This is a genomic window from Deinococcus sp. HSC-46F16 (genome assembly GCF_024171495.1).
Classification (GTDB): domain Bacteria; phylum Deinococcota; class Deinococci; order Deinococcales; family Deinococcaceae; genus Deinococcus.
This window is the reverse complement of the sequence record NZ_JALJZW010000001.1, coordinates 462,712-475,484: the sequence shown is the minus strand read 5'-3', so window position 1 is coordinate 475,484 and position 12,773 is coordinate 462,712. Positions and strand designations below refer to the sequence as shown.

At 70.7% G+C, this 12,773-nt stretch carries 11 protein-coding genes; 6 read left to right on the top strand and 5 right to left on the bottom strand.

Translation table 11 applies throughout. The features are described from left to right. Positions 1–6 precede the first annotated feature (6 nt). The 4 genes from folD to ligA all read right to left on the bottom strand — a co-directional run bounded on the left by folD (position 7) and on the right by ligA (position 3,860). Positions 7–873: a bifunctional methylenetetrahydrofolate dehydrogenase/methenyltetrahydrofolate cyclohydrolase FolD gene (gene folD / locus L1280_RS02450; RefSeq protein WP_253580437.1), complete on the bottom strand. Its 867-nt coding sequence runs from the start codon at positions 871–873 to the stop codon at positions 7–9. After that, complete coding sequence (gene nusB, locus L1280_RS02445; RefSeq protein WP_253580436.1) at positions 870–1,358, bottom strand: transcription antitermination factor NusB; 489 nt, start codon at positions 1,356–1,358, stop codon at positions 870–872. The genes folD and nusB overlap by 4 nt, the downstream gene beginning before the upstream one ends. 31 nt (positions 1,359–1,389) lie before the next feature. Then, positions 1,390–1,731: an Asp23/Gls24 family envelope stress response protein gene (locus L1280_RS02440; protein ID WP_104990719.1), complete on the bottom strand. Its 342-nt coding sequence runs from the start codon at positions 1,729–1,731 to the stop codon at positions 1,390–1,392. 95 nt (positions 1,732–1,826) lie between these two features. Continuing rightward, positions 1,827–3,860 carry an NAD-dependent DNA ligase LigA gene (ligA, locus tag L1280_RS02435; protein ID WP_253580434.1) on the bottom strand — a complete coding sequence of 678 codons (2,034 nt, stop codon included), beginning with the start codon at positions 3,858–3,860 and terminating at the stop codon, positions 1,827–1,829. Between the two features lie 308 nt (positions 3,861–4,168). Here ligA and L1280_RS02430 point away from each other — a divergent pair, with 308 nt between their 5' ends. The 5 genes from L1280_RS02430 to L1280_RS02410 all read left to right on the top strand — a co-directional run bounded on the left by L1280_RS02430 (position 4,169) and on the right by L1280_RS02410 (position 10,472). After that, on the top strand, positions 4,169–5,278 hold the full coding sequence (locus tag L1280_RS02430; protein WP_253580433.1) for a BMP family protein: 1,110 nt from the start codon (positions 4,169–4,171) through the stop codon (positions 5,276–5,278). 319 nt (positions 5,279–5,597) lie between these two features. Beyond that, a complete protein-coding gene (gene uvrA / locus L1280_RS02425; RefSeq protein WP_253580431.1) occupies positions 5,598–8,627 on the top strand; it encodes an excinuclease ABC subunit UvrA in 3,030 nt (1,009 codons plus the stop codon). Continuing rightward, positions 8,624–9,253 (top strand): hypothetical protein, encoded by a 630-nt coding sequence (locus L1280_RS02420; RefSeq protein ID WP_253580430.1) that lies wholly within the window; start codon positions 8,624–8,626, stop codon positions 9,251–9,253. Before uvrA ends, L1280_RS02420 begins: the two co-directional genes overlap by 4 nt. A gap of 82 nt (positions 9,254–9,335) precedes the next feature. Then, complete coding sequence (locus L1280_RS02415; protein WP_253580429.1) at positions 9,336–10,031, top strand: thioredoxin domain-containing protein; 696 nt, start codon at positions 9,336–9,338, stop codon at positions 10,029–10,031. A gap of 6 nt (positions 10,032–10,037) precedes the next feature. After that, positions 10,038–10,472, top strand: a complete 435-nt coding sequence (locus L1280_RS02410; protein ID WP_253580428.1) for a disulfide bond formation protein B — start codon at positions 10,038–10,040, stop codon at positions 10,470–10,472. Between the two features lie 55 nt (positions 10,473–10,527). On the opposite strand, the gene L1280_RS02405 is transcribed toward L1280_RS02410, so the two are convergent. Beyond that, positions 10,528–11,316 carry an SDR family NAD(P)-dependent oxidoreductase gene (locus L1280_RS02405; protein WP_253580427.1) on the bottom strand — a complete coding sequence of 263 codons (789 nt, stop codon included), beginning with the start codon at positions 11,314–11,316 and terminating at the stop codon, positions 10,528–10,530. Between the two features lie 273 nt (positions 11,317–11,589). On the opposite strand from L1280_RS02405, the gene lysA reads away from it, so the two are divergent. Then, a complete protein-coding gene (gene lysA, locus L1280_RS02400; protein ID WP_253580426.1) occupies positions 11,590–12,735 on the top strand; it encodes a diaminopimelate decarboxylase in 1,146 nt (381 codons plus the stop codon). The last annotated feature ends 38 nt before the right edge of the window (positions 12,736–12,773 follow it).

The window sequence follows — 12,773 nt, the reverse complement described above, 5'->3', positions numbered from 1 at the left end:
GGGAGTCTAGCGCGGCTGGGGCCGCCCCAGCCGACGCTCGGCCGCCGTGACGGTGTTGGCGAGCAGGGCGGCGATGGTCATCGGGCCGACGCCCCCCGGCACGGGTGTCAAGGCCCCGGCGACCTCTGCCACGTCCGGATGCACGTCGCCCGTCAGGTGGGATGCGCCTGACCCGTCCACCACCCGGTTGATCCCCACGTCCACCACGGCCGCGCCGGGCCGCACCATCTCCGGCGTGATGAGGTGCGGGCGGCCCGCCGCGACGACAAGCACCTCCGCCTCCCGCGTGACGGCCCCGAGGTCGGGCGTGCGGCTGTGCGCCAGCGTGACCGTCGCGTCGGCGGCGAGCAGCAGCGCGGCCATCGGGCGGCCCACGATGGCGCTGCGGCCCACCACGGCGGCGCGGCGTCCGGCGACCGGGATGCCGTAGTGCTCCAGCAGCACCATCACCCCGGCGGGCGTGCAGGGCAACAGACCCGGCCGCCCCGACCACAGCTCACCCACGTTGACGGGGTGAAAGCCGTCCACGTCCTTGGCGGGGTCCACGGCCCGCAGCACCGCCGCCTCGCCGATGTGGGGCGGGAGGGGAAGCTGCACCAGAATCCCGTCCACGTCGGGAGCCATGTTCAGCTCCGCGATCAGGGCCAGGAGGTCGGCCTGAGAGGTGCCTTCGGGCAGGGCATGCACCGTGCTCTGGAGGCCCACCTCCCGCGCCCTGCGGTCCTTGCCGCGCACGTAGCTCACCGAGGCGGGGTCGTCGCCCAGGCGCACGATGGCGAGGCCGGGGGGTCTGGGCAGGGCACGGGCACGCGCCGCCGCCCCCGAGAGCAGCGCGGCGGCGGCGGGCGCTCCGGCGAGGACCCGCGCAGTCACGCGCCCGGGCGCTCCGGCAGGCTGCGGCTGAGACCCCCCAGCACCCCGTTCACGAAGCGGCCCGAATCCTCACCGCCGAACTTGCGGGCGATGCGCACGGCACTCTCGATCACCGGGGGATGTGGCTCGCCCGTGTGCAGCAGCTCAAAGGTCGCCAGCCGCAGCACGTTGAGGTCGGTCTGCGCCATCTGCTCGAAATCCCAGCCGCGAATGGTGCGGCGCAGGTGGTCGTCGATCTCGGCGCGGTGTGCGTCCAGGCCCTCCACGAGTTGCCGGGCAAAGGCCAGGGCTTCCTCGTTCAGCGGGGTGAAGGTGTCGTCGCCCTCGCGCATGGCGCCCTCGGCGCGGGTGAAGACGGCGGACAGGGGCATCCCCAGGTTCGCTCCGCCCCCCCGCTCGGCCTCGAACAGCACGCGGAAGGCGAACTCGCGGGCGGCCCGGCGGGTGCCGACAGGCTGCTGGGCACGGTCCCGGCGGCGGGTCACAGGACCACCCCGGCCCGGAGCGTCGGCCGGATCAAGCGGCCCCCTCGCGCGGCAGGGTCACGCCCAGCACGCTGACGTTGACGGCCTTGACCTTCAGCCCGGTCATCAGCTCGATGTTCTCGCACACGGCCCCCTGCGCCTGCCGCGCCAGCCCGACGAGGCTGCGGCCGTACTCCACGTTCAGGCCCACGTCCACGGTCACCTGTCCGCCCTCGCGGGTGACCCGCAGGGCACGGGGGCGGCGCGGCCCGCCCTGCTGCCGCAGCACCTCGCCCACCTTGAGGGGCGCGGCGGCGATCTCCACGCCCTCGATGCCGTCCAGCGTCGTGGCGGCGATGTCCGTCAGGACACTTTTGCTGATGTCTACGTCCATATCAGGGGACAGTGTAGAGGGGTGAGTGGGAAGTCGGCAGTGGGCAGCGGAAGGGTCAGGACCAAAGCACGCGCACCAGCGCCTGTTTCCACTCCCTACTTCCCACTTCCTACTCCCCGCTCCGCCAGCAGCGCCGCCAGCCCCGCCTCGTCCAGCACCGTCACGCCCAGCTCCTGCGCCCGCGCGAGCTTGCTGCCCGCCTCCTCGCCCGCGACGAGGTAGGAGGTCTTCCCCGTCACGCTGCCGGAGACGCGGGCGCCCGCCGCCTCCAGCTCCGCTTTGATCGCCTCGCGGGGGCGCGAGAGGCTCCCGGTGAGGACGAAGGTGAGTCCGGCGAGGGCGTCGCCGCGCGGGGCGGCCTCCTCGACCGGAGCGACCCCGGCTTCGCGCAATCGGCGCAGCAGGTCGCGCATCGTCTCGTCGGCGAGGGCAGCGGTCACGCTCCCCGCCAGAACGCCGCCCATGCCGGGTACCGCCTCAATCTGCTCCGGGGTGGCCGAGAGGAGCGCGTCCAGCGTGCCGAAAGCGCGGGCCAGCGCCTGCGCTCCCCGCTCGCCCACGTGCGGAATGCCGAGGGCGTGAATCAGGCGCCACAGCGGGCGGGTCTTGCTGGCCTCCAGTTGCGCGAGGACGTTCGCCGCCTTCTTCTCGCCACTACGCTCCAGGGCCGCAAGCTGTTCGGCGGTCAGCCCGTAGAAGTCGGCGGCGTCCCGCACGAGGCCCACGGCGAGGAGTTGCTCAATCAGTTTCTCCCCCAGCCCGCGCACGTCCATCGCCCCCCGGCTCACGAAGTGGCGGAGCCGCTCGTACTGCTGCGCGGGGCAGGCGGGGTTGGGGCAATAGGTGTTGGCGTCCCCCTCGGCCCGCACCGCCTCGTGCCCACACTCGGGGCAGTGGGTCGGGAAGACGTAGGGCTGGGCACCTTCCGGCCGCTTGTCCACGACCACCCGCAGAATCTGGGGAATCACCCCGCCCGACTTGCGAACGACCACGGTGTCGCCGATTCGCAGGTCCATGTCCGCGATGTAATCCTCGTTGTGGAGGGTCGCACGGCTCACCGTGCTGCCCTCGATCAGCCGGGGCGAGAGGTGCGCCAGGGGCGCGAGTTTCCCGGTGCGGCCCACGTTGATGACGATGGCTTCCAGCACCGTCTCGACCTCCTCCACCGGGAACTTGTAGGCGATGGCCCAACGGGGAGCGCGGCTGGTGAAGCCCGCCTCCTCCTGCATGGCGAGGGGGTCGAGCTTGAGCACGGTGCCGTCGGCGTCGAACTCGAAGCCCGAGCGCCCCTCGGTCATGCGGCGGTGGTAGTCGGCAGCGGCCCCGATTCCCGTGACCGTCTCCGAGTAGCGACTGGTCGGGAAGCCCTGCGCGGCCAACCAGGCGAGCAGCTCGGCCTGGGTCCGCACTGGCACGCCGCCGTGCTTGCCCAGGCTGTAGAAGATCGCTTTGAGGTTGCGGGAGCGCGTCACCTCCGGGTCCTTCTGCCGGAGTGCCCCAGCCGCCCCGTTGCGGGGATTTTTCAGCAGCGGCAGGCCGAGTTCCTCGGCGCGGGCGTTGTAGGCGGCGAAGTCGGCCCGCGAGAGGTAGACCTCGCCGCGCACCTCTAACTCCCCGGTTAGGCCCGGCAGCTCGCGCGGAATGCCCGGCACGGTAAGGACCTGCTCGGTGACGAGTTCGCCCGTGGTCCCGTTGCCGCGCGTGGCGGCCCACTGGAGCACCCCGTCCACGTAGTACAGGTTCACGCTTAGGCCGTCGATCTTGAGTTCGCCCGTGTAGGTGAAGCCGTCGTACTCGGGGGGCAGCCCCAGCGCCCGCGCCAGCTTTTCCTGCCACTCGCGCAGCTCGTCGTCGTCGAAGACGTTGTCGAGGCTGGTCATCGGGGTGGGGTGGTTCACAGGCTGAAAGGCGGTGCTGGGCGCTCCCCCCACTGCCTGGGTGGGCGTGCCCTCCCCCACCCACTCGGGGTGCGCCTCTTCCAGCTCGCGCAACTCGCGCACCATCCGGTCGTACACGTCGTCGGGAATCTCGGGGTTGTCGAGTTCGTAGTAGGCGCGGGCGTGGCGCTCGACTTCCGAGCGAAGGGCCTCGTACCCTTCGCGGGTGGCGGCGGGGGCGGCGTCGGTCATGGGAGGCAGCCTAAAGCATTTGCCCCAGGCGGGCTTTTGGCCTCCCTCGGGGCGTGACCTGGGGCTGGAGCCGTCCCCATCCGGCTGCCCGCACCGCGCCTTCCCCACCGGGGGCCGCTCCGCGCTCAAGGAACGTTCAAGGCGGGCCGAAGTTCCGCTCAAGGCCAGTTCACCCATTCGGGGGAAACGTGACCTCTGCCCAGGTCTAGACACCTGGCGTATTCCGTATACTCTGTGCTGGGTCCGAACCTGTGCTTGTGGGGGCCGGGTCCCGAGAACTGCATCTGTTCCACTCCACCGGAGGAAGCATGAAAAAAGTTGTGACCATCGTCCTGGCGGCTGCCGCTGCCACGGCCTCCCTCGCCACGGCCCAGGGCGCTCTGCGCGTCGGCATGGCCTACGACGCAGGCGGCAAGTTCGACAAGAGCTTCAACCAGTCCGCCTACGAGGGCGGCGTGCGTGCCCAGAAGAACCTCGGGATTCGCCTGAGCGACTTCGAGCCCAGCGACCCCAGCCAGACCATCCAGGGCATCCGCAACTTCGCCAACCAGGGCTTCGACCTGACCGTGGGCGTGGGCTTTGCCAACAACGCCAGCATCACCCAGGTCGCCAAGGAAAACCCTGACCTGTACTTCGGGCTGGTCGACGACGTGTCCCCCGCCAAGAACGTCGCCTCGATGGTCTTTGCCGAGCAGGAAGGCAGCTACCTCGTGGGCTACCTCGCCGGACTGAACTCCTCCACGGGCGTGGTGGGCTTCGTGGGCGGCATGGACATCCCCCTGATCCACAAGTTCGAGGCCGGATACACGGCGGGCGTGAAGGCCGCCAACCCCAAGGCCCGCGTCATCGCGCAGTACGTGGGCACCACCCCCGACGCCTGGAACAACCCCGGCCGGGCCAAGGAAATCGCGGCCTCCATGCGGGCCAAGGGCGCCGACATCCTGTTCGCGGCGGCGGGTGGCAGCGGCAACGGCGTCATCGACTACATCAAGCAGACCCAGTGCCTCAAGGCAGCCAACCTGCCCAGTGGCGTGAAGTTTGGCACCAACAACTTCGCCAAGGTCCGCAAGAGCGCCAGCTACACCAAAACCTGCGCGGGCAACACCCGCCCGATGTTCTTCATCGGCGTGGACTCCAACCAGAACCGCCTCGGCGACTTCGACGGCAACCCCGCCACGATGAACCACGGCCTGACCTCGATGATGAAGCGCGTCGACAACGCCGTGTACGCGCTGATCAACGACGTCAAGAACGACCGCTTCAAGGGTGGCGAGCGCCGCTTCGGCCTCAAGGAGAACGGCGTCGGGTACGCGATGGACCAGTACAACCGCGCCCTGATCCCCAGCACCCAGGTCGCCCGCGTCGAGGCCATCAAGGCCCAGATCATCAGCGGCAAGATCAAGGTGCCCAGCAAGTAAAGTTCAGCCCAGTTCAGCAGGAGGCGGCCTTCCGGGGCCGCCTTCTCTGTTGGAGCCGTCCAGAACCGGCCCAGCCCCTCCGCCGCGTGGCCCCCCGCCGACATCAGGGCAGCCCTGCTCAGGGGAGCGGTCCCCAGCGCCGCCGGACGAGCCTGATGCTGGCCTTTACCCCCCGGTTCCAAGCCCCGCCCTCCCCTTCCGGGGTGCTAGAATGGCCCGTTTCAGAGCGAAGGGCGGACCTGTCCTTACGCATCAGGCAGAATTCCCCGGCGGCGCGGGCCTGTGCCGAGTGCGCCGCCGCCCCAAAGGAGTTTCCGGCTTGCAGAACCAGAATCTGGTGGTGCGCGGCGCACGCGAACACAACCTCAAGAACGTCACGGTGGAGCTGCCGCGCGACAAGTTCGTGGTCATCACGGGGGTCTCGGGCAGCGGCAAGAGCACGCTGGCTTTCGACACCATCTACGCCGAGGGCCAGCGCCGCTACGTCGAAAGCCTCTCGGCCTACGCCCGGCAATTCCTGGGCCTGATGGAAAAGCCCGACGTGGACGGCATCGAGGGCCTGTCCCCGGCCATCTCCATCGACCAGAAGACGACCAGCCACAACCCCAGAAGTACGGTGGGCACGGTCACCGAGATTCACGACTACCTGCGCCTGCTGTACGCGCGGGTGGGCACGCCCTACTGCCCGGTCTGCGGGCGCAAGATCGAGAAACAGTCGCCCAGCGAGATCACGACCCGGCTGCTCACGCAGTTCCCGGACGCCCGCGCGATCCTGCTTGCCCCGGTGGTGCGCGGCCGCAAGGGCGAGTACCGCAAGCTGCTCGCCGACCTGCGGCGCGAGGGCTTCTCGCGGGTGCGGGTGGACGGCACCCTCTACGAGCTGGAGGAAGCCGAGAAGCTCAAGCTGGAAAAGTTCGAGAAACACGACGTGGACGTGGTCGTCGACCGCCTGACCCTGCGCGAGAGTGACCGCAGCCGGGTGGCCGAGAGCGTGGAGCTGGGTCTGCGCCGGGGCGAGGGCTTGCTGCGGGTGCTGATGCCGGAGGCGGGCGAGGGCGGCACCCCGCACGAGGAGCTGTACTCCGAGCAGTTCGCCTGCCCGGAACATGGCAGCGTGCTCGAAGAACTCGAACCGCGCTCCTTTTCCTTCAACAACCCCTACGGCGCGTGCGGGGACTGCGCGGGACTGGGGCACAAGAACGAGTTCTCACCCGACCTCGTGGTGGACGAGAACCTGTCCATCGCAGGGGGCGCGATCCTCCCCTGGAGCAAGAAGGGCACGGGCGGCGGCGTCTACTACTGGGACAAGCTCAAGGCGCTCTCCGAGCATCTGGAGTTCGACCTCAAGACGCCCTGGCGCGACCTGCCGGACGCGGCGAAGCAGGCCATCCTGTACGGTCCCGGCGAGCCGTTCGAGGTGGTGTACCGCCGGGGCGGCAAGGAGACGATGCGCTTCATGACCGAGTTCGAAGGGGTCATGCCCAACCTCGAGCGGCGCTATGCCGACACCGAGTCGGAGTACATGCGCGAGAAGCTCGAGGAGCTGATGGAGCTGCGCCCCTGCCCCACCTGCGGCGGCACCCGCTACAAGCCCGAGATTCTGGCGGTGCGGGTGGGCGGCCTGAACATCTCGCAGTCGAGCGGGATGAGCGTGCTGGAGGCGGACGCGTACTTCGAGCGCCTGCAAGACGGCGAGCTGGACCACGACGCCATCGCCCCGCACCTGAGCGGGCATCTGGGCGGCACGGCGCGGGCACACGCCCCCCGGCGCTACGAGTACGGGCTGAGCGAGTTCGGGGAGGCGGTGGCGGCCCCCATCCTGCGGGCGATTCGCACCCGGCTGCGCTTTCTGGTGGACGTGGGGCTGGACTACCTCAGCCTCGACCGCACCGCCAACACCCTGTCGGGCGGCGAGGCGCAGCGCATCCGGCTGGCGACCCAGGTGGGGTCGGGCCTGACCGGGGTGCTGTACGTGCTCGACGAGCCCTCCATCGGCCTGCACCCCAAGGACAACGGACGCCTCATCGGCACCCTGAAGAACCTGCGTGACCTGGGCAACACCCTGATCGTCGTCGAGCACGACGAGGACACCATGCTGGAGGCCGACTACCTCGTGGACATGGGACCGGGCGCGGGCGTGCACGGCGGTGAGATCGTGGCGGTGGGCACGCCGGGCGAGGTGCGGGACAACCCCGCCAGCCTGACCGGCCAGTACCTGCGTGGCGAGCTGAAGATCGAGGTGCCCGAAACCCGGCGCCGGGGCAACGGGCGCAAGCTGCGGGTGGTCGGCGCCCGCGAACACAACCTCCAGAACGTGACCGCTGAGATTCCGCTGGGCACCATGACGGTCGTAACCGGGCCGAGCGGGTCGGGCAAGTCCACCCTGATCCACGACATCCTGCACGCCACGCTCGCCCGCGAACTCAACCGCGCCAAGACCAATCCGGGCCGCTTTGAGCGCATCGAGGGCATGGAGCACCTCGACAAGGTGATCGAGATCGACCAGAGTCCCATCGGGCGCACGCCCAGAAGCAACCCGGCGACGTACACGGGCGTCTTCACCGAGATCCGCGACCTCTTCACCCGGACGCCGGAGGCGCGGCGGCGCGGGTACGCGTCGGGCCGCTTCTCCTTCAACGTGAAGGGCGGACGCTGCGAGCACTGCAAGGGGGACGGGGTGATGAAGATCGAGATGAACTTCCTCCCCGACATCTACGTGCCCTGCGAGGTCTGCAAGGGGGCGCGGTACAACCGCGAGACGCTGGAGGTCAAGTACAACGGCAAGAACATCTCCGAGGTGCTCGACCTGACGGTGGAGGCGGCCCGCGAGTTCTTCGAGGCGATTCCCGCCATCGAGCGCAAGATGTCCCTGCTGTGCGACGTGGGGCTGGGGTATATGAAGATCGGGCAGCCGTCGACCACCCTCTCGGGTGGGGAAGCGCAGCGCATCAAGCTGGCCTCGGAGCTGTCCAAGCGGGCGACGGGCAAGACGATCTACATTCTCGACGAGCCGACCACCGGCCTGCACTTCGAGGACGTGCGCAAGCTGATGGGCGTGCTCGACCGGCTGGCCGAGGGCGGCAACACCCTGGTCGTGATCGAGCATAATCTCGACGTGATGAAGTGCGCCGACCACATCATCGACCTGGGGCCGGAAGGCGGCGTGCGGGGCGGGACCATCGTGGCGACCGGCACGCCCGAACAGGTGGCCGCGCACCCCACGAGCCACACCGGGGAGTACCTGCGCCGGGTGCCGGGGATCGTGCCCGCCGGAAATGAAGCGCCCGCCGAACTGGTGGCCGCCGCGCCTGCCCGCAAGGGCCGGGGCAAGAAGGCGGGCGCCGCGTGACCGGGGCGACCTCGGCCCCGGCCGCCCGCCCGGCGCGGGACCGCTCCGGCCTGCGCACGGCGCTGCGGCTCTTGGGCGGCTGGACGCTGCTGGGCCTGCTCGCGTGGCTGATGTGGACTCCGGGCGCGTGGCCCGCGCTGCTGCTCGCCTGGGTGCTGCTCACGCTGCTGGCCGACGAGTTCGGCGGCTGGTTCGGGTACCTCGGCGTGTTGCTGGGGGGGCTGGCCTTCGTCGCGCCGACGCCTGAACCGGCCGGGTGGTCGGTGATCGTGCCGCTGGTGGGGGGGGCGCTGCTGGCGACCCTGCTCGTCAAACATTCCGGGGGGCCGTTCGTGCTGCCCTTTGCGGCGGCGATCTTCACGCTGCCGCTGCTGGCGGTGGCCCGCTTCGGCACCAAACTGGACCCCAGCCTGACCCTGCCGAGCGAACCCGCCTTTTTGCAAAACGCCCTGCTGGCGATGGCCGTGGCGCTGGGCGTCAGTCTGATTCGCCAGGTGACGGAGGCTGTGCTGCGGCGCCGGGCGCGGCGGGCAGCGGCTCCGGCGGGCGTGCCCCTCGCGGCCGTGACCTTCGAGTTTCCCGAGGCCCCGGCACCCGAGGGCACCGACGCCCCGCGTCCCGGCTGACCCACCCTCCCCCGACCGCCCCGCCATCCCCGGCGGGGCGTTTTGCCTGCCAGGGCACGGCAACTTGAACTACACTTCAGGGGTGACCCGACTGCAAGGCAACAACCAGAACCGCACGGTGCTGGTGATCGGCACGCTGATCGCCGCCCTTCTGATCGCGCTGGCCGTCTACGCGGTGCGCGGCGGCTCCGGGGGGAGCGCGGGGGGCGATACCGTCAACTTCGACCTCGAGGGCCAGCCGGTGCTGGGGCAGGCGGACGCGCCCGTCACGGTGGTCGTCTTCGAGGACTTCAAGTGCCCCAACTGCAAGCGCTTCGAGGAGGAGTTTCTGCCGGACATCCGCTCGCAGTACCTCGACACCGGCAAGGCCAAGCTGGTGTCCATGAATTTCCCCTTCCTGGCCGAGTCCGCCCGCTTGCCCGAGGATGACAGCAAGTACGCCGCGCAGGCGGTGGAATGCGCGTTTGTTCAGGGCGGCAGCGAGGCCCACGAGAACCTCAAGCAGATCATCTTCCGGGCACAGGGGCCGGAAAGCGAACTGTGGGCCACCAAGACCCGCCTGAAGGAACTCGCGCAGAATGTCGAGGGGCTGGATCAGGCCCGCTTCGCGACCTGCCTGGACAACGATGAGACCGCTGCCGCCGTCGAGGCCGACGAGGCGCAGGCCCGGAACGCGGAGGCGGGCGGGACCCCGGCCATCTACGTCAACGGCAAGGCCGTGGAGAGCTACGACGCGCAGACGGTGGGCCGCGCCATCGACGCCGCGACCGCCAACTGAGGCCCGGTGACCCGCGACAACCGCCTTTATCTCGCCTGGGTCGCCGCGCTGGCCGCGACCCTGGGCAGCCTGTACTTCAGCGAGGTGCGGGGCTTCGCGCCGTGTGTGCTGTGCTGGTACCAGCGCATCGCCATGTACCCGCTGGCGCTGCTGCTGGGCATCGCGGCCCTGCGCGGGGACCTGGGCATCCGGAGCTATGCGCTGCCACTGGCGGGCATTGGCTGGATCACCGCGCTGATTCAGAACCTGGAGGACTGGGGCGTGATTCCGGTGCTGCGGGTGTGCAGCGCGAACAACGCCGTGCCCTGCGACGTGCACTGGCCGGTGTGGGGCGGGCCGCTGGCAGGCCTGAACCCGGTCCTGACCATTCCGGTGCTGGCGATGATCGCCTTTACCTTGATCATCGGGCTGCTCGGCTGGCGGCGCGAGAAGTCGTTGTAGGCTTCGTGTGTCTGCCGGGCTGCCCCAGGGTGGCCCGGCTCGCGTAGGCGGACGGTTAGACGGGCCGCCCCGCCATCATGAAACTCGCCGTCATCCCGCCGTCGACGGGCAGGATCACCCCGGTTAGAAAGCTGGCCTCGGGGCTCCCCAGAAAGTAGACGGCCTGGGCCACCTCGCGCGGCTCGCCCAGGCGGCGCAGGGCGTGCAGATCCTCGTAGTCGCGGCGGGTCTGCTCGGGGTCACCGGACTCCGCGATGGCGGCCAGGACGCTCTCGGTGGCGATGGCGCCGGGGGCTACGGCGTTGACCCGCACGCCACGCGGGGCGAGGTCGAGGCCCATGGCGCGGGTGAGGTTCACGAGGCCACCCTTGCTGGCGTTGTAGGCGGCGTTGTTCTGCTCGGCAAAGAGGCCCTGCACGCTCGCCACGTTGACCACCGCGCTGCCCGGCGCCATCAGGTCGATCAGCGCCCGCGTCAGCAGCAGCGGGGCCGTCAGGTTCACGCTCAGGGTGCGGCTCCAGCCCCGCTCGCTGACCTCCAGCACGCTGCCGGAGGCCCCCTGAAAGGCCGCGTTGTTGACCAAGACGGCGACCCCGCCTTCCTCGCGTGCCGAACGCACGATGCGCTCGCGCCCGGCGGCGGTGCTCACGTCGGCGCGGACGCGGGGGTGCCCCCGCAGGGCGGGCGGCAGCGTCAGGTCTACCCCCAGCACCCGGTGTCCCCGCTCGGCATACAGCTCGGCGATGGCCCGGCCGATGCCCCGCGCGGCACCGGTCACGACCACCACGCCGGGCGGAGGGGCGGGGGCGGCGGCCGGTGGGGCAGTGCGGCGAGCACGGGTCATAGGGGCAGTGTGAGGGGCGCTCCCCACTGCCCGCAAGCCGGGACGCGTCGCTCAAGGGGCGCTCAAGGCGGACGGGCCGCGCTCTGGGTCCGTGGGGCGACATCACGGGGTGAGCAAGCGGGCCAACGGGCGCCCCCGGCAGCAGGGGCCGGGTCAGGCCGTGGCCCTTCCTCCTTCCGGCTGGGCGGCTCCCCGGCCCCCAGGGGGCGCTTTTTCAGACCACTTCGGGTATCACTGGGGGGTGAACTGCCCGTCTTTGCACCGGGGGACCGCGTGATTCCCCGTCCGGCCCTCCAGACCGCCGCCGACCGTTTCGGCACGCCCCTCTACGTCTACGACGCCGCCGCGCTGGATGCCGCGCTGGGGCGGGTGCGCTCGGCTTTCGGGGGGGCGCGGGTGTACTACGCCATGAAGGCCAATCCCAACCTGACCCTCCTGCGGCGGCTGCACGCGGCGGGCGTGGGCTTCGAGTGCGTCAGCGGCGGCGAGATCGCGCGGGCGGAGCAGGTCGGGGCCTCCGGGGACCGGGTGCTCGTCAACGGCCCGGCCAAACTGCCCGGCGAGTACGCGGCGGGAGCGCGGCTGGGAGCCACCTTCGTGGTGGACCGCGAGGAGGAGGTGGGGCTGCTGCCCCCCGGCTCGCGGGCGCTCGTGCGGGTGAATCCGGCGCTGGCCGTCAGCACCCACGACCACCTCGCCACGGGTGCGGCGGGCAGCAAGTTTGGGGTGACGCCCGATCAGGCGCCCGGCGTGCTGCGGGCGCTGCGGGAGGCGGGGCACACGGCGCTGGGCCTGCACGTCCATATCGGCAGCGCGATCCGGGACGCTGCGGACTTCAGCGCGGCCTTCGCGCGGCTGGCCGAGTTGCACCCGGCGGTGGGGAAGCTGGACGTCCTCGACGTGGGCGGCGGCTGGGGCGTGGACGCCGATCTGCCGGGCATCGCGCGGGAGGCGCGGGCGGCGGCCTCGGTCTTCGGGGCCGAGCTGTGGGTCGAGCCGGGGCGGTATCTGGTCGCGCGGGCGGGCACCCTGCTCACGCGGGTGGTGGGGCAAAAGTGCACTGGGCGCCCCTTCCTGCTCACGGATGCGGGCATGACCGAGTTGCTGCGGCCCATGCTGTACGGGGCCGAGCACCCCGTTACGGCGCTGTGGGAGGGCGAGCCTGCCGGGACGTGGGACGTGGCGGGTCCGGCCTGCGAGAGCGGCGACCTGCTTGCGCGGGACGTGCCGCTCCCCGCGCCCGTGCCCGGCGGCCTGCTGGCGATTGGCGAGGCCGGGGCCTACGGCGCGAGCATGAGCAGTTCCTACCTCACCCGCCCGCGCCCCGCCGAGGCGCTGTGGGAGGGCGGTGAGTGGAGGCTCATCCGCCGCCGCGAGACGGCGCAGGACGTGTGGGCGATGGAGACGGGCCTGGACTGACGTGGGGGCCGCCCCCCGCCGGGACGTTCGCCCTGCCC